The sequence below is a fragment of the Micromonospora sp. NPDC005215 genome, assembly GCF_040607915.1.
Classification (GTDB): Bacteria; Actinomycetota; Actinomycetes; order Mycobacteriales; family Micromonosporaceae; genus Micromonospora.
In genome coordinates, this window is record NZ_JBEXHQ010000015.1 from 41,200 (window position 1) to 63,156 (window position 21,957).

Genomic DNA, 21,957 nt, shown 5'->3' on the forward strand with positions numbered 1-21,957 from the left:
GCCGGGCCGCCGCAGCCTCAGTAGCGACCGCCCTCGGGTGCGGGCAACGCGTCCAGGTCGGCGAGGTCCTCGGCGCTGAGCCGCACGTCGCCGGCGGCGCAGTTGTCCACCAGGTACTTCGGGGTCTTGGTGCCCGGGATCGGGATGACCTGGTCACCCTGGGCGACCACCCAGGCGAGGGCGACCTGCGCGGGGCTGACCCCGGCCCGGTCGGCGATCTCGCGGACCCGGGCGACGATGGCGAGGTTGGCGCGCAGCGCGTCCTGTTGGAAACGGGGCAGGCCACGACGGAAGTCGTCGGCGGGCAGGTCGTCGAACGAGGTGAACCGGCCGGCGAGGAAGCCGCGACCGAGCGGGGAGAACGGCAGGAAGGCGATGCCCTGCTCGACGCAGTACGGCAGCACCTCGGCCAGCGGGTCGCGGGTCCACAGCGACAGCTCGGACTGCACCGACGCCACCGGGTGCACCGCCTGGGCCCGCACGATCTGGGTCACCGTCACCTCGGACAGCCCGATCTGCCGTGCCTTGCCCGCCGCGACGACCTCCGCCATCGCACCCCAGGACTCCTCGACGGGCACCTCCGGGTCGACGCGGTGCAGCTGGTAGAGGTCGACGTGGTCGGTGCCGAGCCGGCGCAGGCTGTCGTCGATCGCCCTGCGGATGTGTTCCGGGCGGCCGTTGTTGCCGATCTTGGGGGAGTTGCCGGGACCACCGGTGGGGGAGGTGACCACCAGACCGGCCTTGGTCGCCAGGACCGCACGCTCGCGGTGACCGCCGGCCAGCGCCCGCCCGACCAGTTCCTCATTGGTGTACGGCCCGTACACGTCCGACGTGTCGACAAGCGTGGCGCCCAGGTCCAGGGCCTGGTGGATGACCGAGATCGACGTGTCGTCGTCGCGCGGGCCGGTGATGTCGTAGCCGTGGCTCATGCCCATGCAGCCGAGGCCGATGACGCCGACCTCGGGGCCTGCGCTGCCCAGCGTGGTGGTTCGCATGCGCCCTACGCTACGACTGGCGCGGCCGGCCCGCACCCGCCGGTGTGGCGGACTCGGGACCCGGGGCGGTATGCTCCGCCGCGATGATCACTTCCTCTCGTTCCAGATTGGGGGTCCGATCCGCGAACGGTGAGTGCTGATGCACTCCCGGGCCGCTGATGCGGATTCTCGACTGTCCTTCTGGCGGCGCGTGCGCGAGTTCGCCGTGCCGCCGTCCATGATCGAACGAGCGGGTGCTCGCCGCCGGGTCGGTGACTGGGGCGGTGCGTGCGCCGCCGCGCGCGTCGATGCCGACATCAGCCTGCGTGCGGTCGCCCACCGCCACGGTCGGGAGCTGGCGGCACGGCTTCGGGCCGACCTCCGTCACCTGGCCCCCGACCTGCTGCGCTGGCACCTACCGAGGGTCGCCCCCGACGGTCTGCTGCGTCCGGGCCTGACCATCTCGCTGATCCGGTACGACCCGGAGCAGCCCGCCGCTGGCGCAATGCACCTGGTGGCCCGTACTCCACCGGTCTGGGCCGATGCCGGGCAACGCATCAGCCTCGGACTGTGGGACGGGTCCGGTCCGCATTCCCGCCCCGACCAGCGTTTCCGCCTCGATCTGCACCGCCACCTGTTCGACGCGCGCCGGACCGCTGAGTTGCGGACCCGATCAGGTGCGGGCCGGGCGTCGGACACCGCCCCACCCGAGGGCGTCCCCGACGAGTTGGTTGGCGTACACCGGTTTGCGATTGACAGGTGGCCAGCCGAGGCGGCGCTGTTGCTCGCCTCGGAGGGCCGGACCGGCGGTGCCGTCGCGGTGCGGCTCGGCACCGGTCGCCGGCTGGTCCTGCACGTCAGCGCACGGGCTGGTGTGCCGGCAGGCGCGGACGAGCGCTGGTCGGCCGTGGCGCGGGTCAGCCCGCCGGCGGGCGGGACGGGTCTGCCGGTGCTGCCCGACGCGGCGACCTGGGTGCTGCCCGATCTGGCGCTGCTGCGCGCCGGGATGATCGAGCCCGCCGGACTGCATCCCCTGGTCGCGGCGGCACTGATGCCGGAAGATCCGGTGCCCACCCGCCCGGCGGCGTCGGACCGGGCCTCGGCACCGCGCCTGGTGCCGTGCCGGGGCGCCCACCATCGCATCGGCCTGGTCGACGGGGTACTCGCCGCACTGGACCACGGCCCGGCCGAGATCCGCCGCGAGGAGCTGCTGGCCGCGCTCACCGGGACCCCGTTGCCCTGTCTGCGGGCCATCGACGAGGCGCACCGACAGCCGGAGTGCCTTCCCGACGTGCGGGCGCGGCTCGACCACGGCGACACCGCCGGCGCGCTGGCCACCGTCGAGGCCCTGCTCGGCCCCGAGGCGCTGCTGCGCGACGGTGCCCTGCGCGACGAACTTGAGGCCGCCGCACAGCGGCGGATCACCCACGGCCTGTTCCGGGCCGGCCTGATCGAGGCCGGGCGCGGCCCCACCGCCGAAGAACCTCGCCGCTCCGGCGTGCGCCGACGGCGCACCCGGCACGCGACATTCAGCTGACCGACGACCCCGTCTGCCCGGTACGGCTCCCACTCACCCAACGCGAACCCAAAGGTGATGACCATGCCTGCGTCCAGTCCTCAGCTCGATGTCGCCGACGACCTGCTCGCCCTGCTCGGCGCGACCACCACCGAACCCCGCACCGACACCCAGTTGTCGGCCCTGACCCTGACCGTGGCGGCCGATCTGCCCGTCCTCCTCTGGGGGGCGCCCGGCATCGGCAAGACGGCGGCCCTGACTCACCTGGCCGCAACCCTGGACCTGCCACTGACGACGGTCGTCGCCAGCGTCCACGAACCATCCGACTTCTCGGGACTGCCGATCGTCGGCGACGATCCGGCGACCCAGGGTGTCCCGATGGCCCCGCCGGACTGGGCGGTGCGCCTGGTCCGGGCGGGTCGGGGCCTGCTGTTCCTCGACGAGTTGTCCACCGCGCCACCCGCGGTCCAGGCCGCCCTGCTGCGCCTCGTCCTGGAGCGCCGCGTCGGCGCCCTGCGGCTGCCACCCGGCGTACGGATCGTCGCCGCCGCCAATCCACGGTCGTCGGCCGCCGAGGGATGGGAGTTGAGTCCGCCGCTGGCCAACCGCTTCGTCCATCTTCAGTGGACCCACGACCACGAGGTCGTCGTACGCGGACTCGGCGGCACCTGGCCGCGCGCGGCACTGCCCCGGCTCGACCCGGACCTGCTGCCGGAGGCCGTCGCCTTCGCCCGCCGGGCGGTGTGCGGCCTGCTGTCCGTCCGTCCGGATCTCGTGCACCGGCTGCCCACCACCGACGCCGCCCGTGGTGGGCCGTGGCCGTCGCCCCGGAGCTGGGAGATGGCGCTGCGCCTGACCGCCTTCGCGACGGCGGCGGGCGTCTCCCGCGAGGTGCTGTCGCTCCTGGTCCGGGGCACGGTCGGCGACGGCCCCGGGCTGGAGCTGCTGGCCAGTATGGATCGGATGGACCTGCCCGACCCGGAGGACCTGCTGGCTGATCCGGCCACGGCGGCGCTGCCCGATCGGGGTGATCTGCGGCAGGCCGTGTTGGACGCCGTGGTGGCGGCGGTCCGCAACCGCCCGGAACGGTCCCGGTGGGACGCGGCGTGGGTGCTGTTGGCGCGGGCCGTGGAGACCGGCGCGCCGGATCTGGTGGTGGTTCCCGCGACCACTCTCGCCACCCTGCGCCGCGAGGACTGGGACGTGCCCGCCACTATCGAACGCCTCGCCGGGGTCGTGTCGCTGTCCCGGCGAGCAGACCAGGCGGCAACCCGGATCGCGGCCGCCGCCGGGGCTGGACGATGAACGCCGGGGACCCGACGACGCTGGACGTCGACAAGCTGGACGTCGACAAGCTGTACGCCGCCCGCCTGTACGCCGCCCGGGTGCGTCCCTACCTGGCGACCGCGTTGTTCGCCCTGCACCCGGTGGCGTCGCGGCAGGTGCCGACGATGGCAGTGGACCGACACTGGCGCTGCTACGTCTCGCCGACGTTCGTGGACCGCACCCCGCTGGAGGAGCTCGCCGGGGTGTGGGTGCACGAGGTGTCGCATCTGCTGCGCGACCACCACGGCCGGGGTGACCGGGTCGCCCGGGACCGAGGGCTGAACGGCCCGGGGGAGCGGCTGCGCATGAACATCGCCGCGGACTGCGAGATCAACGACGACGTCTTCGGTGACGGCCTGACGATGCCCGAGGGCGCCGTCGAGCCGGCGTCGCTGGGGCTCGCCCCCGGGGAGTTGATGGAGGACTACCTGCGCCAGTTCGGGTTGGGTCCGCGTACCCAGGGTCTGGTCTGGTTGGACTGTGGCAGTGGCGCGGACGGGCTGGAGCGGGAGTGGGACCTGGGACCGGACGGCGCGCACGGCCTCAGCGAGCAGGAGCGCGACGCGGTCCGGTTCCGGGTGGCGGAGGGCATCACCGGCCACCCGGGATCCGTGCCCCGGGGGTGGCGACGGTGGGCGGAGCAGGCGTTCCACCCACCGCAGCCGTGGCGTGACCTGCTGGGGGCGGCGGTTCGCTCGGCGGCGGTGGCGGCCGGGACCGGTACGGACCACAGCTACGGCCGGCCGTCCCGGCGATCCCACGGCGTGCCGGGGGTGATTCTGCCCAGCCTGCGCCGCCGACCTCCGACGGTGTGCGTCATCGTCGACACCTCCGGGTCGGTAAGCGACGCCGAGCTGGGCAGCGCGCTGCTTGAGGTGGCGGCGATCTCCCGGGCCGTGGGCGGTCGACGCGACCTGGTGAGCGTGTTGCCGTGCGACGCGGCGGCCCGGGTCGTGCACGCACTGTGTCGCGCCGAGGAGATCCCGCTGATCGGCGGTGGGGGCACGGATCTGCGGACCGGCTTCGTCCGTGCGCAGCGGGTGCGGCCGGACGTCATCGTGGCACTGACCGACGGGCAGACGCCCTGGCCGAGCGCCCGTCCGGTGGCGCGGACGGTGGTGGGCCTCTTTCCCCGGAGCCGGGCGTCGTGGACCGAGGACGCGGATCGGGTTCCGGTCACGCCACCGGCGTGGGCGCGGGTGGTGACCATCGGGCCGCACTGAGTCCGACGAGTGGTCGCCCTGCTGCCGACGCCCCGGCCAGCGAGAAAATCAGTGGCCCGGTCTTGAACTGCATAGCGAATGATCGATATCGTCTGCCGCAGGCGCCGCCCCGCCCCAGGCCATCACCGTCGATTGACCGAAGCGGGTTCAGCATGCGCGCACTGAGACTTGTCACGACTCTGGCCGTCGCCGGCCTGCTCGCCGGTGCGGTGGCGATGGTCGCCACACCGGCCAGCGCGGCGACCGCCGTGTTCTCCGTGACCAACAACTGGGGCAATGGCTACCAGGGGCAGGTCACCGTCACCAACAACACCTCCGCACAGATCACCAGTTGGCGGGTCGAGTTCGACCTGCCCGCCGGGTCGAGCGTCAGCCAGTCGTGGAACGCGCAGCAGACGACCTCCGGCAGCCACTACACGTTCACCAACGTGTCGTGGAACGGGACGCTCGCCGCCGGGGCGTCGACCTCGTTCGGCTTTCTCGTCAACGGCTCCGGCACCCCGCTCAACTGCACAGTGAACGGCGCGTCCTGCACCGGTGGCGGCACGCCGCCGACGACCCCGCCGCCGACGACCCCGCCGCCGACGACCCCGCCGCCGACGACTCCGCCGCCGAGCACCGGCACGCCGGTCGAGCGGCACGGGCAGCTACGGGTCTGCGGCACGACGATGTGCGACAGGTCCGGCGCGCGGGTGCAGTTGCGCGGCATCAGCAGCATGTGGCTCAACTGGGAAACCGCCCCGTACGCCGAGAACCTCTCCGCGCTGCGCTGGATGCGGGACAACTGGAACCTCCAGGTGATCCGCGCGGCCATGGGCGTGGAGCCGGCCGGCGCGTACCTGAGTGATCCGGGCAGGGCGCGGGCGCAGGTGGAGACCATCATCAACAACGCGGTCACCGCCGGGGTCTACGTGATCGTCGACTGGCACGCGCACGAGGCGCAGAACAACCAGTCCCAGGCGGTGGCGTTCTTCGGCGACCTGGCCCGCCGCTACGGGCACCTGCCCAATGTCATCTGGGAGCCGTACAACGAGCCGTTGCAGGTGAGTTGGACCAACGTCATCAAGCCGTACCACCAGGCGGTGGTCTCCGCGATCCGCGCCGCCGACCCGGACAACATCGTCGTGCTCGGCACGCCGACCTGGTCGCAGGACGTGGACGTGGCGGCGGCCAGCCCGGTAACCGGCACGAACCTGATGTACACCCTGCACTTCTACTCGTGCACGCACGGCGCGTCGCTGCGGGCCAAGGGTGACGCGGCGATCCGTGCCGGCCTCGCGCTCTTCGTCACCGAGTGGGGCGCCAGCAACGCCGACGGCGGCCTCGACGGCCGGTCCTGCCTGCCGGAGGCGCAGTCCTGGATCGACTGGATGAGGGCGAACGGCATCTCCTGGACGGCGTGGAAGCTCGACGTCGGCACCGACACCACCAACCTGCTCAGCCCCGGCGCGCCGGTGACCGGGGGGTGGACCAACTACCTGCACGGCCACGCGCCGTTCGTGGTGGCGAACATGAGGTGACTTCGGTCAGTAACTGAGGATCAGCGATGTCGGGGTGTCGGTCAGCGTGACACCCCGACATCGCCGATCCTGCGTCGATGCTCGTGGTGAGACGCGACCCTGGTGAGAACGGTCCGCCACCTTAACGCACCGGAAACACGCTCGGTACCAACCCTGGGAACGCTCGTCGGACAGCCACGACCACCGATACGCGAACCGGGGTGACCATGGCCGACAACACCACGAACGCGCCGACGTTCGACGGGCCGATCAGCCGGTCCGGCAACGGCCGGGCACTGCCGACGCCGCGCGCCAACACCGCCGCGACCCTCGACGACGGCGATCCGGCGGATCTCGCCACGATCGGTGTGGAGGAGGAGTTCCACGTCGTCGACCTGCACACCCGGGAACTGGTGCCCCGGGCCGGGGAGTTGCTCGACCGTCTCCCGGCCGACTCGTTCACCGCGGAGTTGCACCGCAGCGTGGTGGAGACCAACACCGCGGTCTGCCGCACCCTGGACGAGATCCGCGCCGAGCTGACCCGGCTGCGCCAGCTGGCCGTCCAGGTCGCCGACCGGGCCGGGCTGGGCATCGTGGCGGCCGGCACGGTGCCATTGCGCGCCGACGGCGACCCGAGCGTCACCCCCACCTCCCGTTACCGGCGGATGCTCGACGAGTACCAACTGCTCGCGCGGGAGCAGTTGATCTGCGGTGCGCAGGTGCACGTCGGGGTGTCCGACCGGGACCTGGCCGTCGCTGTCACCCGCCGGGTCCAGCCGTGGCTGCCGGTGCTGCTCGCCCTGTCGACCAGTTCCCCGTACTGGATGGGTCAGGACAGCGGCTACGCCAGCGTCCGGTCGCTGGTCTGGCAGCGCTGGCCCACGGCGGGTGACCCGGGCGAGGTGACCAGCGCGGCGGACCATGAGGCGTTGGTGGCCGAGCTGATCTCCTCCGGCACGATCACCGACCCTGCCATGATCTACTTCGATGTCCGGCCGTCGGCCCACGTGCCCACAGTGGAGCTGCGGATCACCGACGCCAACGCGGACGTGGAGACCATCGTCCTGCTCACCGGACTGTTCCGGGCGTTGGTCCGGCGGGAGGTCGCCGCCCTGCGCGCCGGGGTGGAGCGCACCGCCGTGCGGCCCCCGGTGCTGCGCGCCGCCGTGTGGCGGGCGGCCCGCTCCGGGCTGGAGGGCGACCTGCTCGACCTGCCCCGCTCGGCCCGGCCGGTGCCGGCCGCCGAGGCGGTCCGCCGCCTGGTGACCGACCTGCGCCCGCAGCTGGAGGCGACCGGTGACTGGGAGCAGATCCGGGAGCTGACCCGGTACGCCCTGGAGCGCGGCAGCTCCGCCGCGCGGCAGCGACGGGCGTACGAGCGTCGCGGCCGGCTGGCCGACGTGGTGGACCTGCTCCTCGACGAGACCCGGGGCCGGATCCGCGAGGCGCAGCCGGGCGCGCCCACACCGCCGGCGCTGCCCACGTACGCCGATGCCGGCGACGAGGTCTTCGGAGCGGCCGGGCCCGAGCCGGCGTACGCCCCGATCCTGGCGGCCCTGCGCCAACTCGGTGCCGGCGCCCTGCGGCAACGTGAGCACGACCGGGACGAGGAGCAGCGCGCGCGGGGCGTGACGTTCAGCGTGGCCGGCGAGGCGAGCACCCGGCTGTTCCCCGTCGACCTGGTGCCGCGCGTCGTACCGGCCGCCGACTGGCAGACCCTGCGCACCGGCCTGGTGCAACGCGCTTACGCCCTGGACGCGTTCCTCCGGGACGTCTACGGCGACCGGGCCGTGGTGGCCGACGGCGTGGTGCCGGCGTGGGTGGTGGAGTCCTCACCCGGGCTGCGCCCGACCGGCGCGCTGATGGGCCGGCGGGGCACCCGCGCCCAGGTGTCCGGGACCGACCTCGTCCGGGACCCGGACGGCGGCTGGTACGTCCTGGAGGACAACCTGCGGGTGCCGTCCGGGATCGGCTACGCGGTGCAGAACCGCAGGCTGACCCAGGCGGTGCTACCGGAGCTGCCGGTGCCGGAGGACCTGCTGTCCGCCGACGAGACGCCAGCGATGCTGTACCGGGCGCTGCTCGCCGCCGCGCCCGCCGCGGCCGACGATCCCGCCGTGGTGGTGCTCAGCAGCGGCTCGGGTGACCCGGCATGGTTCGAGCACCGGTTGCTCGCCGACGAGATGGGTGTGCCGCTGACCGAGACCAGCGACCTGCTGGTGCAGGAGGGTCGGGTCTGGCTGGTCCGCGCCGGCACCCGCGGCCGGGTCGACGTGATCTACCTGCGGATGGACGAGGAGGCGCTGCTGCACGCGCCCGGCGCCGACGGGGTGCCGCTGGGCTGGCCGTTGCTCGCCGCGGTGCACGCCGGGCGGCTCACGCTCGCCAACGCGCTGGGCAACGGCGTCGGCGACGACAAGGCGCTGTACGCGTACGTGCCCCGACTGATCGAGTATTACCTGGGCGAGAAGCCCCTGCTGGGGGATGTGCCGACGTACCTGTGCGGGCTGCCCGAGCAGCGGGCCGAGGTGCTGGACCGGCTCGACCAGTTGGTGCTCAAGCCCGTCGACGGGTACGGCGGCGACCGCGTGGTGCTCGGCCCGCGGGCCGAGGCGGAGGAGTTGGACGCCGTCCGGGAGCAGATCCTCGCGGCCCCGCACCGGTGGATCGCCCAGGAAATGGTCTCGCTCACCACCCACCCGGTCTTCGACGGCACGGCTCTCGCGCCCCGCCACGTCGACCTGCGGGCGTTCGTGTTCCTCGGCGAGAAGGCCGAGGTCGCGCCGGTGGCGCTGACCCGGGTGGCGCCGGCCGGCAGCATGATCGTCAACTCGTCGCGAGGCGGTGGGTCGAAGGACACCTGGTTGCTCGGCGGAGCCGCGCAGAATTCGGTGTAACGCACGGTTGACCTACCCGTCATCGGTACGCAACCCGGTCCGCCAAACCTGGACCGGCAGCGGCCCGAGCGGATCCGAGCCGATGAGAGGTGAGTGCCATGTGCGGTATCGGAGGCGAGTTACGCCTCGACGGGGCGCCACCGGACCTGGCCGCCGTCGAGCGGATGCTTCCCGTCCTGACCTCCCGAGGCCCGGACGGTGCGGGGCGGTGGCAGCACGGGCCGGTGGCCCTGGTGCACCGCCGGTTGCGCATCATCGACCTCTCCGACGCCGGCGCCCAGCCGATGGTCGACCCCGAGCTGGGCCTGGCCGTGGTCTTCAACGGCTGCATCTACAACTACCGGGAGCTGCGCGACGAGCTGACCGCCCTCGGTTACTCCTTCCGGTCGACCTCCGACACGGAGGTGATCCTCAAGGCGTACCACCGGTGGGGGACGGCCTGCGTCGAACGGTTCTACGGGATGTTCGCGTTCGCCCTGGTCGAGCTGGCCACCCACACCCTGGTGCTGGCCCGCGACCGGCTCGGCATCAAGCCGCTCTACCTGGCCCAGGGGCCGGGACGGATCCGCTTCGCCTCGACCCTGCCAGCGTTGCTCGCCGCCGGTGACGTGGACACCGACCTCGACCCGGTGGCGCTGCACCACTACATGACCTTCCACTCGGTGGTGCCCCCACCGCGCACGATCCTCGCCGGGGTCCGCAAGCTCCCACCGGCCACCGTGCGGGTGATCACCGCGGACGGCCGGAGCACCGACACGCTCTACTGGCAGCCGGAGTTCAGCCGGGCCGCCGCCGCTGCGATGTCCGCCGACGAGTGGCAGGAACGGATCATGGCGGCGTTGCGCACCGCCGTACGCCGACGGATGGTCGCCGACGTGCCGGTCGGGGTGCTGCTCTCCGGCGGTCTCGACTCCAGCCTGATCGTCGCGCTACTGGCCGAGCAGGGCCAGACCGGGTTGGCGACCTTCAGCATCGGGTTCGAGGCGGCGGCGGGGGAGAGCGGCGACGAGTTCCACTACTCCGACCTGGTGGCCCGCCACTTCGACACCGACCACCAGCAGATCCGCATCGGCGCCAGCCGGTTCGTCCCCGCCGTGCACGAGGCCATCGCGGCGATGAGCGAGCCGATGGTCAGCCACGACTGCGTCGCGTTCCACCTGCTCTCCGAGGAGGTCTCGCAGCGCATCACTGTGGTGCAGTCCGGGCAGGGCGCCGACGAGATCCTGGCCGGCTACGACTGGTACCCGCCGATGGCCAACGTGGCCCGCGCGGACGCCGTCGAGGCGTACGCCCGGGTGTTCTTCGACCGTCGCCACGACGCGCTCGCCGGGCACCTGGCGCCGGAATGGATGCTCGACCACGACGCGAGCCTGGAATTCGTCGCCGCCCACTTCGGCGCGCCCGGTGCGGACACCGCGCTGGACGCGGCGCTGCGCCAGGACAGCCTGGTGATGCTCGTCGACGACCCGGTCAAACGGGTCGACAACATGACGATGGCCTGGGGGCTGGAGGCCCGCGTGCCGTTCCTCGACCACGAGGTGGTCGAGCTGGCCGCCGCCTGCCCACCCGCGCTGAAGCTGGCCCACGGCGGCAAGGGCGTGCTCAAGGCGGCGAGCCGGGGCATCGTGCCGGACGAGGTGATCGACCGGCCGAAGGGCTACTTCCCGGTGCCCGCCATCCGGCACCTCTCCGGCCCGCTGCTCGACGACGTCCGGGACGCGCTGACCGCCCAGCCGGCGCGCGAGCGGGGCCTGTTCCGCAAGGACTACCTGGAGGAGTTGCTGGACGCGCCGAACGCCCGGCGGACCACGCTGGGTTCCAACGCGCTCTGGCAGCTCGGGCTGCTGGAGCTCTGGTTGCAGCGGATCGGGGTTTAGATGAGCGTACGGATTGAGCTGCCGCGTACCGTCCTGCGGACCCGACCCGCCAGCCCTCGGCCGCCGCTGCCGGTGCCCGTGGGCGAGGACTACCGTCCGGCGCCGTCGCCCGACGGACGCCGGGTGGCGTACCTCTCCGACCAGGGCGGCAGCCCGCGCGTCTGGGTTCGTGACATCGACGCCGCCGAGGCGGTGGCGCTGCCCACCGGTGACGAGCCGGTGCTGGCGCTGAGCTGGTCCCCGGATGGGCGGTGGCTGGCCTGCGTCGTCGCCCCCGGCGGCGCGCCCCGCACCGAGCTGTGGGTGCTGCGCCCGGACGGTTCGCGACGCCGCCAGGTCGCCGGGTTCGGCCGGCGCAGCGCCGCGCTGGCCGGCTGGCTGCCCCACGGCGCGGTCCTGCTGGTCACCGAGACCGACGAGCAGGGCCGGGCCGTCCTGGTCGACGCGGGCACCGGGCATCGGCGGGTGCTCGCCGAGGGCGATCTGCTCACGCTCCTGGACGTGACAGCGGACGTCGGCGTCGCGCTGCTGCGCCGTGGCCCGCGTAACGCCCGCTGGCTGGAGCTGCTCGACGTGGCGACCGGCGAACAGCGGCGGTTGTTCCCGGCCACCGGCCAGGGCAGCACCGACCAGGGTTGGTTCGGCCCGGACGGCACGAGCGTGCTGGCCCGCACCGACGCGTTCTCGGAGCTGGCCGCGCTGGTGCGGGTCGACCTGACCCGACCGGAGCGGACGCCGACCCGGCTCGCCGGGCGATCGGACGCCGAGTTGGAGCACGTGACGCCGAGCCCGGACGGGCGACGCGCCGCGCTGCTGTGGAACACCTACGGCGGGCGCAGCGAGCTGAGCCTGCTCGACCTCACCGACGGCGTGCAGCGGGCCGTCGGCGCCCCCGGGGAGGTGCTCGACGACGTCGTCTTCGCCGCCGGCGGCGACCTGCTCTGTCTGACCGCGCAGGGGCCGGTGCAGCCCCGGGAGGTCTGGCTGGTCGACCCACCGACCGGCGCGCCGCGCCCGTTGCGGCCGAGCGCCACGACCACCGGCACGAGCGGCGGCGGCATCGCGCCACAACTTGTCGACCTGCGCGCCCAGGACGGGTTGCCGCTGTCCGGCTGGCTCTACCGCCCGGCCGGGCCGGGCCCGTGGCCGACAGCGATCAGCCTGCACGGTGGCCCGGAGGCGCAGGAGCGCCCCGGCTACAACCCGCTGTTCCAGGCCCTCGTGGCGCAGGGTGTCGCGGTGTTCGCGCCCAACGTACGCGGGTCGTCCGGGTTCGGCCGTTCCTTCGTCGCCGCCGACAACCTCGCCGGCCGCTACGGTGCGATCGCCGACGTGGCGGCCTGCGGTGAGTTCCTCGTCGACGCCGGTGTCGCCCGGCCTGGTCAGCTCGGCTGTCTGGGCCGTTCCTACGGTGGTTACCTCGTCCTCGCGGTGCTTGTGAACTTCCCCGGGCTGTTCGCCGCCGGGGTCGCCGAGTGCGGCATCTCCGACTTCCACACCTTCTACGCCGGCACCGAGCCGTGGATCGCTGCCGCCGCCGTCAGCAAGTACGGCGACCCGCAGCGGGACGCGGAGCTGCTGCGTGACCTGTCGCCGCTTACCCACATCGACCGGCTGGACGTGCCGGTGCTGCTCATCCACGGCGCGAACGACACAAACGTGCCGGCCGGGGAGTCGGCGCAGGTGGCGCAGGCCCTCGCCGTCCGGGACGTGCCGCACGGGCACCTGGTGCTCACCGGCGAGGGGCACGACTTCCTGGCGCGGGCCAACCAGGAGGCGGCCCGTACGGCCACCACCGCCTGGCTGACCCGGCACCTCGCCGCGACCGCGACCCCCGTCGGCTGAGGCGTTATCCTGCGCCGGTGGAGGTCACGGCGCAGGGCGAGCGGTTGGCCGCCGACCTGGATCACTGGCTGACCGAGCTGACCTTCGTCGACCTGGACGCCGACGCGGTCACCGCCCGGGTGATCGACTCGGTGGTGCGGTGGGCCGAGGCCCAGGGCTGGCGGGTCTACCGGCGCGCCCCCAGCGTGGTGCCGTTGCCACCGCCGATGGAGCAGCGACACTCGGTCCTCGACGTGGCGTGTGCCCGCCCGGACGGCCCGCCGGTCGTCGTGGAGGTCGACCACACCGACCGGGCCCGTACGGTGCAGAAGCTGCGCGCCGAGGCGGACGCCGGTCGCATCCCACTGTGGGTGCGGTGGGGTGTCGGGCGGTTCACCGCGCCGCCACCGCCGGTGCGGATGGTGACCGTCGAGGTGACCAGGCGGGCCGGGCCCGCCGGGCGCGGACGGCTGCACAGCCGCACCGGGGACCGCCCCGCCCCGGCGCACTCGACCGGCGGTGGCACGGTGGCCGCGCAGGCGCTGCCCATCCCACTGACCGGCCCGGACGCGGACGACGGTAAGGGCACCTGAAGCGAATCGTAAGCGCAGGCCGGCAGAGTTCTGGGTGTCACCGGAGAGCACTACCGAAACCCAGGAGATCCCGATGCGTAAGTTGATTAACTCGACCTACATCACCCTCGATGGTGTCATCGAGAACCCGATGTGGACCGGGCCGTACTTCGACGAGGAGGCCATGAGCCTCGCCGGCGAGCAGACCAACGAGGCCGACGCGATGCTGATGGGCCGGGCCACCTACGACGGCATGTCCGCCGCCTGGCCGAACATGGACGAGAGCGACCCGACCACGGGCGCCGCGTACTTCAACAACGTCAAGAAGTACGTCGCCTCGACCACCCTGACCAACCCCACCTGGAACAACACGGAGGTGCTCCAGGGCGACCTGGTCGAGGCGGTCACCGCGCTCAAGGCCCAGGAGGGCAGGAACATCATCCAGTTCGGCTTCGGCTCGGTCACCGCGCAGCTGATCCGGGCCGGGCTGGTGGACGAGGTCCGGTTCTGGATCCACCCGGTGCTGGAGGGCGGCCCCAGCCTCACCGCGCCGCTGACCGACGTCAAGGCGTCGTTCGACCTGGTCGACACCCGGGTGCACAAGAGCGGCGTGATCGTCGCGTCGTACCGGCCGAAGACGACGGCCTGACCAGAGATCAGAGCTGGGCCCGGGCCTCGCTCGGGCTCAGCTGCGCGCCCTCGGCGAGCAGCGCGTCGAACCGTTCCGGACCGAGGTCGGCCCGCAGTCGTGCGGTCGTCCGGTCGGTGTCGTCGCGTTCGGCCGGCGCGGCGGGGGACCGCGTGGCGAGTCGGGCGGCGGCCGCGGCGCCCAGCAGCCGGGCGGCGACCTCGGGGGAGCGCACCGCCGCCGCCATCCCCTCCAGGGGGCCGACCGCGTCGCGCATCGTCGCCATCACCTCGGCGGCCTCGAACGCCTCGATGTGCAGGGCCAACGCGGCGTCCGGGTCGCCGCCCTGCTCGACCGCGTAGCCCAGCTCCACCAGGATCATCGGCAGGTAGAGCGCGGGTTGGCTCTCTCCCCGGCCCAGGTCGGCGAGGCGGCTGAGGTGGGTGACGGCCAGGTCGAGCTTGCCGTCGCGGCGGGCGGCCAGCCCGAGGCTCATCTCCGCGAAGATCAACGCTCCGGGCGAGCCCTGCTCCACCGCCAGGTCATACGCGCGTTCGGCCAGTTCCCGACCCTGGGTGTAGTCGCGGGTCTGCACGGCGAGCCAGGCCAGCCAGGACAGCTCGGCGCAGACCTGCGGCCACAGCGCCAACTCCTCGGCCCAGCGCAGCCCCTCGCGGTGCAGCGCGGCGGCACGCTCGTGCTCGCCGCGCATGTCGGCCAGCCCACCCACCCACTCGGTCGCCCGGAGCCGACCCCACCGGTCGCCGAGGTCGGCGAAGAGCGCGGCGCTGCGGGTCGCGGTGCGCTCCAGGGTGGCCTGGTCACCGTTGGCGTGGGCGATGTGGGCCAGGGAGGTGAGCACCGCGGCCTCGGTCCACGGGTCGGCGGCGGCGGTGGGCAGCAGCTCCGACACCAGGGCCAGATCGCCGCGTTCGATAAGCGCGTTGGCCGCGAACCAGGCGGCGTGGCTGTCCGGGTCGGCGGCCACCGCGGCGCGCACGTCGTCCGGTGCGATCACCTCACCCTGCGACAGGGCGAAGCCGACCCGCCAGGGGGCCGCGCGGGCCTCCTGCTCCGGGTCGCCGGGCACGGCCAGGGCCCGCCGTGCCTCGGTGAGCCGGCCGCGCAGGAACCAGTACCAGCTCAGTGCGACCGCCAGGCGCAGCCCGTGACCGTGCGCCAGCGCCGCGCGCAGGTTCGCCAGCTCGGTGTCGAGCAGCGCCAACCAGCGTTGCTGGTCGGACCCGCGCAGCCCGGGGTCGGCCCGCTCGGCCAGCTCGGTGTAGTAGGCGGCGTGCCGCGCGCGTACCTGGTCGGCGTCGCTGAGGCGTTCCAGGCAGAACGCGGCCACCGATTCGAGTAGCCGGTAGCGGGGGGCCGCGCCCGAGTCGTCGAGCACCACCAGCGACCGGTCCACCAGCCGGGCGAGGGCGTCCAGGTCGGTTCGGCAGACCTGTTCGGCGGCCTCCGGGGTGCAGCCGTCCGGGAACACCGCCAGTTGGGCGAGCACCACGCGGTCGGACTCGTCCAGGAGGTCCCAGCTCCAGCCGATCACCGCGGTGAGCGTCCGCTGCCGGGGCGGCACGTCCCGCTGCGCGGTGGTGAGCAGCCGGAACCGGTCGTCGAGCCGGTCCACCACCCCGCGTACGCCCAGCGCGCGGACCCGGGTCGCGGCCAGCTCCAACGCCAGCGGCAGACCGTCGAGGCGGCGGCACAGCTGGGCCACCGCTGTCGCGGTCTGCCCGTCGAGGCGGAAACCGCGCTGCTGCGCGGCGGCGCGGGCGACGAACAACCGGGCCGCCGCCGAGCGCCGGACCGCGTCCAGGTCACCGTCGTCCGGCACCGGCAGTGGGGGTACCTCCCAGAGCAGCTCACCGGTCAGCCCGAGTGGCTCTCTGCTGGTGGCCAGCACGCTCACCCCGGGCACGTCGCGCAGCAGCCGGGCGACCAGCTCGGCGACCGGTTCGATGACGTGTTCGCAGTTGTCCAGCACGAGCAGCAGCTGCCGGTGCCGCAGGGCCGTGACCACCCGGTCGGCGGGGGACACTGTCGTTCCGGCGGCCTCGTGGGCGCCCAGCGCGCCGAGCACCTGTTCGGCGACGCGCGCGTCACCGGCCGGGAGCGGGGCCAGTTCGATGAGCTGCACGCCGTCCGGATAGGACACTGCGCGGGCCGTCTCGGTGGCCAGCCGGGTCTTGCCGACGCCCCCCGGCCCGACCAGTGTGACCAGCCGCTGCCGAGGCAGCAGCGCCCGCAGCTCGGCCAGCGCCTCGGCCCGCCCGATCAACTCGTCGAGCGGGGCCGGCAGGTTGTTCCGGATGAACGTCGCCTTCGGCGGGGCGCTCAGGCCGGCGTCCTGTTCGAGGATCCTGCGGTGCAGGGCGACCAGCTCCGGGCCGGGGTCGAGGCCCAGGTCCTCGGCGAGCCGGTCCCGCAGGTCGGCGTAGCTCTCCAACGCCTCGGACTGGCGGCCGGCCGCGTACAACGCGCGCAACTGCACCGCCCGCAGACCCTCGCGCAGTGGATGCCGGGTGACCAGCTCGGCCAGGTCCGCGGCCACCAGGTCATGCTCACCCCGGGCCAGCCGGGCCTGCGCCAACCGCTCCTGGACGACGAGGCGTTGTTCGGCGAGTCGGGCCGCCTCGGCCCGCACGAACTCGGCGTCGGCCACGTCGGCGTACGCCTCGCCGCGCCACAGCCCGAGCGCCTCGGTCAACCGGTCGGCGTCGTTGCTGCGGGCCAACTCGGCGAACCGGTCCGCGTCGACCGCGTCGACCCGCAGCAGATAGCCGGGTGGCCGGGACTCGACCAGCTCGCGGGCGCCCGGCTCGGCGTCGTCTAGCGCCTTGCGGAGCTGGGACACCCGCACCTGGAGGGCGCCGGCGGGGTTGGCGGGCGCGTCGTCGCCCCACAGGTCGTCGATGAGCCGGTCCGCCGAGACCACCTGGTTGCGGTTGGTCAGCAGGTCGGCGAGCAGGGCGCGCACCTTGGTGCCGGGCACCACCACCGGCTCGCCGGCATCGGTGGTGACGGCGAGCGGCCCGAGCACCCCGAACTGCACGGCGGTCATCCTAGTGCGCCGGCGTACTAATCCTCGCCTCCTCCACCCCCGTTTCCTTCCAGGCAGTCCTCGATGCACTGGGTGTATTCCTTGTTCGCTTTCGTCATCGCCACGATCATGAGTATCAGCATGACCGCCGCGCAGGCGATGACCAGCGGCGGGAAAACCAGGACCGCACAAGCCATCATCCGCTGGACGGCATCGATCTGCGCAGCGAACAACTTCATCAAGAAGGTCAGCAGACAAGCGTTCTTGCACGCGCTGGATTGGTCGTCGGCGGCGACGCCGTCGGTGGTCGCGAGCTTGACCGCATCCATGAACGCCTCGTCGCGTCGCATCGCGTCGAAGATCAGCATGTTCTTCGTGTGATCGTCCATCGACGTCAGCTCCGGGAACGCCTCGATCAGCGCCATCCCGTGGGTGAGAGCCCGGTGCGTGAGGTCGGTGATGTCGGTCGGGGCGAGCCCGGCCAGCTCGGCCAGCTTCGCCAGCTCGGGCTCGGAGATTTCCGAACGCTGCCGAGCCCGGGCACGCAGTCGTACCGCCAGGGCCTCGGCCTCGGCCTGTTGAACGCCTAGCTGATCGGCGGTCAACTGTCGGACCGCCGCGGTGTGTGCGGGTAGGACCGTCAGGCCAACCGACAGCAATCCCTGAAACGCCGCGTTCCCGGATAGGTCGGCTGCACTGGGTGTGGGCATTTGCGACTCCTTGGTAATCGAGAGGTGGGCCGCCATCGGGCGAGCCCCGACGCACCCGGCGGGGCGAGCGGCCAAGCGGTCCGATTGCGTCCGGATCGGTCACACAATCGGGCGGCATCCAGGCCAGAATCAACCATCATCGATCTCTGCGCCATTGTCCCGTCGGAAGGGCGACTCGTCCGCGAGAAAGCACACGTCCCACGGGCGGCAGGAACGGCGAATCAATGTCGAAGGTCCACCACAATTCCATACGGCGGCTCTTCGCCAGCCTCGACAAGGGGATCTGAAGCGGATCGTAAGCGCGTGGGCGCACCGTGTGGGCATGGACATCTACCACGAGACACATGGCAACGACGAGGGCCGCCCGCTGGTGCTGATCCACGGCGCGCTCTCCGGCATCGGCACCTCGTTCGGCACGATCCTGCCGACCCTGGCGAAGTCCCGGCGGGTGATCGCCGTGGAGTTGCAGGCCCACGGTCACACTCCGGACGTGGACCGTCCGCTGACCGTGGAGCACTTCGCCGCCGACGTGGTCGAGCTGCTCGACCGGCTGGGCGTCGTACGGGCGGACGTGTTCGGCTGGAGTCTCGGCGCGGCGGTGGCGCTGCGCCTGGGCACCGACCACGCCGAGCGGGTCGGGCGGCTGGTGCTCGCCTCGGTGAGCTTCGACGACGCCGGCCTGCATCCCGGGCTGCTCGACGGGATCCAGGATCTGCGACCGGAACACCTGCACGGCTCCGAGTTTCACGAGGAGTACCTGCGGACCGCGCCGGACCCGGCGGGCTGGGCCAACCTGGTCACCAAGATGAAGGTGTTGGACGCGAACCTGCCGCGGTGGAGCCCGGCGCAGATCCGCGCGCTGGCCGCGCCCGCCATGATCGTGCTGGGCGACGCGGACATCGTCCAACCCGAACACGCGGTGCACATGCTCCGGCTGCTCGGCGGCGGGGTGCCGGGCGACCTGACCGGTCTGCCGGCCTGCCGGCTGGCCATCCTGCCCGGGACGACGCACACCTCGATCCCGCAGCGCGCCGACTGGCTGGCCCCGATGATCGACGAGTTCCTGAACGAGGTTTAGGGGCCTGCACAGCGTTGATCATTGACTTGTGGTGGCCATGTTGACAGCCAATTGCTGTTTCGCGCACCACCACAACTCGATGATCGACAGAGCGGCGGAGAGGATGGGTCACTGCTGTCCGGGAGGCCGTCGCGTCAATCGGTGGATTCCTTTTCGGATCGTCGTCGGACCGCCGCGAGCATCCGGCGTACGCCGATGACGTGGCCGCCCGATCTGAGAAGCAGGTGCCGGTACAGCCCCCCGGCCAGGCCGGGGAAGACCGCTCGCGTCTCGGCTCGCAGCCGCGACCTGGCGGGACCGTCGGGGTCGAGACGGAAGATCAGCGCGTAGGTCGAGAACCGATGGCTGCCACGCAGGGTCAGTTCTTGGCTGGGGATCGCGGTGGCGACGTGGAATCCGGGAAATGTCGAGCCCTCGGTGAGCGGTCGGGGCCCGGACGTGATGGGGTCGGCCGCGCCCATCAGGCGGGCGTACCCGGTCATGCCGGGCCGCGAGAACGTCGCTTCGACGACACCGGCGAGGTGCGGCCAGACATGGTAGGGCGTCGCCGCGATGAGCGTGGCGTGTTCATCCAGGTGGGGCAGTGAGTCGGTGCACATCGGCGCCTCCCTTATGACCCACCATTCTCACCCTTCTGGTCCGAGTTCGCCGTCCGTGCCATGGCGCGCGGCCGGTTGACCGGGTAGAAACATGGCGACCCCTTCACCGCGCCGCACTCTCGGCCGGCGGGGCCAGAGAGCGCTCTCACGCCGCCGTAGCTGCGCCCGGGCGAACGGTCCGGCCAGCGGAGAGGACGAATCACATGACAAGTCCGTCCCGACGTACCCTCACTCTTGCTCTGCTGGTGACCGCCGCGGTCGCCATGACCAGCACCGCCGCCAGCGCCGGCCGCCCGACCCACGGCGCTCCCGACTTCGGCCCGAACGTCACGATCTTCGACCCGTCCACGCCGGTCGGCGAGATCCAGCAGACCCTCGACGAGGCGCACGCCCGGCAGGTCGACAACGAGATGGGCACCGAGCGGCACGCCTACCTGTTCAAGCCGGGCACGTACGGCACGGCCGAGCAGCCCTTGCAGGCCAAGGTCGGCTACTACACCGAGGTCTCCGGCCTGGGCGCCTCGCCCACCGACGTCACCGTCAACGGCAAACTCGAGGTCTACAACCGATGCCTGGCCGACGGCGGCACCGGCAACTGCCTCGCGCTTGTCAACTTCTGGCGTACCCTGTCCAACCTGTCGCTCAGCATCAACGCCGCGGGCCAGGACGACTGCCGGTCCACTGCGAACTTCTGGGCGGTGTCCCAGGCGGTGTCGATGCGCCGGCTCAACATCAGCGGCGGTGGTCTGTCGCTTATGGACTACTGCACCGCCGGCCCGCAGTACGCCAGCGGCGGGTTCATCGCCGACTCGCGGCTGCCGGCCACCACCAACGGCTCCCAGCAGCAGTGGTTGACCCGCAACAGCGAGGTCGGCGGCTGGTCCAACGCGGTGTGGAACCAGGTCTTCGCGGGGGTCGAGGGCGCGCCGGACGACGTGACCTTCCCCGACCCGCCGTACACGACCCTGGAGACCACCCCGCTCAGTCGGGAGAAGCCGTACCTCTTCGTCGACGGCAAGGGTCGCTACCAGGTGCGGGTGCCGGCCGCGCAGCGCGACAGTCGGGGCGTCTCCTGGGCCGACGGCAGCACGCCGGGGCGGACCCTCGACATCGGTGACTTCTTCATCGCCAAGCCGACCGACTCGGTGCGCGTCATCAACAGCCAGCTCGCGCGCGGCAAGCACCTGCTGCTCACCCCCGGCACGTACGACATCGCCCGCAGCATCGAGGTCCGGCGCCCCGGCACGGTGGTGCTCGGCATCGGGCACGCCACGCTCACCGCGGTGAACGGGGCCATCCCGCTGGACGTCGCCGGCGTCCCGGGTGTGATCGTCGCGGGCGTCACGATCGACGCGGGCCTCGTCGAGTCACCGGTCCTGTTGCGGGTGGGTCGCCAGCACGGCCACAACGCCAGCAGCCCGACCAACCCGACCACGCTGTCCGACGTGTACTTCCGGGTCGGCGGCCCGCACATCGGGCGGACGAACACCGCGCTGGAGGTCAACAGCGACAACGTGCTCATCGACCACACCTGGGTGTGGCGCGGTGACCACGGCGTGGAGGGCTTCACCGAGGGCGTCAACGGGGACACCGACCGCTGGCGCACCAACACCGGTCGCTACGGCGCCGTCATCAACGGCGACCACGTGACCGCGACCGGCCTCTTCGTCGAGCACTTCCAGCGCTACAACACGGTCTGGAACGGCGAGCACGGCACCACGATCCTGTACCAGAACGAGCTGCCGTACGACCCGCCGACGCAGGCCGACTGGATGAACGGCTCGGTCGAGGGTTGGGCCGGCTACAAGGTCGGCGACCAGGTGCGGCACCACACCCTGTACGGCGGCGGGGTGTACGTCTTCAACCAGAACAACCCGTCGATCCACGCCGAGAACGGCTTCGAGGTCCCGAACCGACCGGGCGTAAAGCTCCACCACATCATGACCGTCAACCTCAGTGCCGGCACTATCGACCACGTGGTCAACGGCGTGGGCGACGCGGCCGACATGACAAAGGTCGGCGCACCGGTCTACGTCACGCAGTACCCGACCCCGTAGGGATCCCGGGCGTACCGACGGGGCCGGAGCCGGCGATGGCTCCGGCCCCGTCGGCCGTTACCGCCACGGAGATTGTGCGTCCAACCGTCTTGAATTCCTATCATGATGGTAGGAAAATAGGGGAATGC

At 72.3% G+C, this 21,957-nt stretch carries 15 protein-coding genes; 11 read left to right on the forward strand and 4 right to left on the reverse strand.

What is annotated here, in order from left to right; translation table 11 throughout:
- Positions 1 to 17: 17 nt before the first annotated feature.
- Positions 18 to 995 carry an aldo/keto reductase gene (locus ABZU25_RS14110; protein WP_355029729.1) on the reverse strand — a complete coding sequence of 326 codons (978 nt, stop codon included), beginning with the start codon at positions 993 to 995 and terminating at the stop codon, positions 18 to 20.
- Positions 996 to 1,134: 139 nt separating this feature from the next.
- On the opposite strand from ABZU25_RS14110, the gene ABZU25_RS14115 reads away from it, so the two are divergent.
- From ABZU25_RS14115 to ABZU25_RS14155, 9 genes are all read left to right on the forward strand, one after another.
- Complete coding sequence (locus tag ABZU25_RS14115) at positions 1,135 to 2,511, forward strand: hypothetical protein (protein ID WP_355029730.1); 1,377 nt, start codon at positions 1,135 to 1,137, stop codon at positions 2,509 to 2,511.
- Between the two features lie 57 nt (positions 2,512 to 2,568).
- Positions 2,569 to 3,795 carry a MoxR family ATPase gene (locus tag ABZU25_RS14120; protein WP_355029731.1) on the forward strand — a complete coding sequence of 409 codons (1,227 nt, stop codon included), beginning with the start codon at positions 2,569 to 2,571 and terminating at the stop codon, positions 3,793 to 3,795.
- Positions 3,792 to 5,039 (forward strand): VWA-like domain-containing protein, encoded by a 1,248-nt coding sequence (locus tag ABZU25_RS14125; RefSeq protein WP_355029732.1) that lies wholly within the window; start codon positions 3,792 to 3,794, stop codon positions 5,037 to 5,039. The genes ABZU25_RS14120 and ABZU25_RS14125 overlap by 4 nt, the downstream gene beginning before the upstream one ends.
- 152 nt (positions 5,040 to 5,191) lie before the next feature.
- Positions 5,192 to 6,559, forward strand: coding sequence for a cellulase family glycosylhydrolase (locus tag ABZU25_RS14130; protein ID WP_355029733.1), 1,368 nt, complete (start codon positions 5,192 to 5,194; stop codon positions 6,557 to 6,559).
- A 206-nt stretch (positions 6,560 to 6,765) separates the two neighbouring features.
- On the forward strand, positions 6,766 to 9,435 hold the full coding sequence (locus ABZU25_RS14135) for a carboxylate--amine ligase/circularly permuted type 2 ATP-grasp protein (RefSeq protein WP_355029817.1): 2,670 nt from the start codon (positions 6,766 to 6,768) through the stop codon (positions 9,433 to 9,435).
- 98 nt (positions 9,436 to 9,533) lie between these two features.
- A complete protein-coding gene (locus ABZU25_RS14140; protein WP_355029734.1) occupies positions 9,534 to 11,312 on the forward strand; it encodes an N-acetylglutaminylglutamine amidotransferase in 1,779 nt (592 codons plus the stop codon).
- Positions 11,313 to 13,157, forward strand: coding sequence for a S9 family peptidase (locus ABZU25_RS14145; protein ID WP_355029735.1), 1,845 nt, complete (start codon positions 11,313 to 11,315; stop codon positions 13,155 to 13,157).
- Positions 13,158 to 13,174: 17 nt separating this feature from the next.
- Positions 13,175 to 13,729 carry a hypothetical protein gene (locus ABZU25_RS14150; protein WP_355029736.1) on the forward strand — a complete coding sequence of 185 codons (555 nt, stop codon included), beginning with the start codon at positions 13,175 to 13,177 and terminating at the stop codon, positions 13,727 to 13,729.
- Positions 13,730 to 13,802: 73 nt separating this feature from the next.
- Positions 13,803 to 14,357: a dihydrofolate reductase family protein gene (locus ABZU25_RS14155; protein WP_355029737.1), complete on the forward strand. Its 555-nt coding sequence runs from the start codon at positions 13,803 to 13,805 to the stop codon at positions 14,355 to 14,357.
- Positions 14,358 to 14,364: 7 nt separating this feature from the next.
- On the opposite strand, the gene ABZU25_RS14160 is transcribed toward ABZU25_RS14155, so the two are convergent.
- Together ABZU25_RS14160 and ABZU25_RS14165 are read right to left on the reverse strand one after the other, a co-directional pair.
- Positions 14,365 to 17,406, reverse strand: a complete 3,042-nt coding sequence (locus ABZU25_RS14160) for a BTAD domain-containing putative transcriptional regulator (protein ID WP_355029738.1) — start codon at positions 17,404 to 17,406, stop codon at positions 14,365 to 14,367.
- 17 nt (positions 17,407 to 17,423) lie between these two features.
- Positions 17,424 to 18,095, reverse strand: coding sequence for a hypothetical protein (locus ABZU25_RS14165; protein WP_355029739.1), 672 nt, complete (start codon positions 18,093 to 18,095; stop codon positions 17,424 to 17,426).
- A gap of 322 nt (positions 18,096 to 18,417) precedes the next feature.
- On the opposite strand from ABZU25_RS14165, the gene ABZU25_RS14170 reads away from it, so the two are divergent.
- Positions 18,418 to 19,173, forward strand: coding sequence for an alpha/beta hydrolase (locus tag ABZU25_RS14170; RefSeq protein ID WP_355029740.1), 756 nt, complete (start codon positions 18,418 to 18,420; stop codon positions 19,171 to 19,173).
- Positions 19,174 to 19,307: 134 nt separating this feature from the next.
- Here the strand turns inward: ABZU25_RS14170 and ABZU25_RS14175 are convergent, their stop codons facing one another.
- Entirely contained in the window at positions 19,308 to 19,772 is a 465-nt protein-coding gene (locus ABZU25_RS14175; protein ID WP_355029741.1) for a hypothetical protein, read from the reverse strand.
- A 203-nt stretch (positions 19,773 to 19,975) separates the two neighbouring features.
- Here ABZU25_RS14175 and ABZU25_RS14180 point away from each other — a divergent pair, with 203 nt between their 5' ends.
- Positions 19,976 to 21,829 (forward strand): adenylyl cyclase, encoded by a 1,854-nt coding sequence (locus ABZU25_RS14180; RefSeq protein WP_355029742.1) that lies wholly within the window; start codon positions 19,976 to 19,978, stop codon positions 21,827 to 21,829.
- The last annotated feature ends 128 nt before the right edge of the window (positions 21,830 to 21,957 follow it).

Bases quoted from the DNA above. Each gene is read 5' to 3' on its own strand.
- ABZU25_RS14110 (WP_355029729.1), bottom strand. From the start codon at position 995: ATGCGAACCACCACGCTGGGCAGCGCAGGCCCCGAGGTCGGCGTCATC.
- ABZU25_RS14115 (WP_355029730.1), top strand. From the start codon at position 1,135: ATGCACTCCCGGGCCGCTGATGCGGATTCTCGACTGTCCTTCTGGCGG.
- ABZU25_RS14120 (WP_355029731.1), top strand. From the start codon at position 2,569: ATGACCATGCCTGCGTCCAGTCCTCAGCTCGATGTCGCCGACGACCTG.
- ABZU25_RS14125 (WP_355029732.1), top strand. From the start codon at position 3,792: ATGAACGCCGGGGACCCGACGACGCTGGACGTCGACAAGCTGGACGTC.
- ABZU25_RS14130 (WP_355029733.1), top strand. From the start codon at position 5,192: ATGCGCGCACTGAGACTTGTCACGACTCTGGCCGTCGCCGGCCTGCTC.
- ABZU25_RS14135 (WP_355029817.1), top strand. From the start codon at position 6,766: ATGGCCGACAACACCACGAACGCGCCGACGTTCGACGGGCCGATCAGC.
- ABZU25_RS14140 (WP_355029734.1), top strand. From the start codon at position 9,534: ATGTGCGGTATCGGAGGCGAGTTACGCCTCGACGGGGCGCCACCGGAC.
- ABZU25_RS14145 (WP_355029735.1), top strand. From the start codon at position 11,313: ATGAGCGTACGGATTGAGCTGCCGCGTACCGTCCTGCGGACCCGACCC.
- ABZU25_RS14155 (WP_355029737.1), top strand. From the start codon at position 13,803: ATGCGTAAGTTGATTAACTCGACCTACATCACCCTCGATGGTGTCATC.
- ABZU25_RS14160 (WP_355029738.1), bottom strand. From the start codon at position 17,406: ATGACCGCCGTGCAGTTCGGGGTGCTCGGGCCGCTCGCCGTCACCACC.
- ABZU25_RS14165 (WP_355029739.1), bottom strand. From the start codon at position 18,095: ATGCCCACACCCAGTGCAGCCGACCTATCCGGGAACGCGGCGTTTCAG.
- ABZU25_RS14170 (WP_355029740.1), top strand. From the start codon at position 18,418: ATGGACATCTACCACGAGACACATGGCAACGACGAGGGCCGCCCGCTG.
- ABZU25_RS14175 (WP_355029741.1), bottom strand. From the start codon at position 19,772: ATGTGCACCGACTCACTGCCCCACCTGGATGAACACGCCACGCTCATC.
- ABZU25_RS14180 (WP_355029742.1), top strand. From the start codon at position 19,976: ATGACAAGTCCGTCCCGACGTACCCTCACTCTTGCTCTGCTGGTGACC.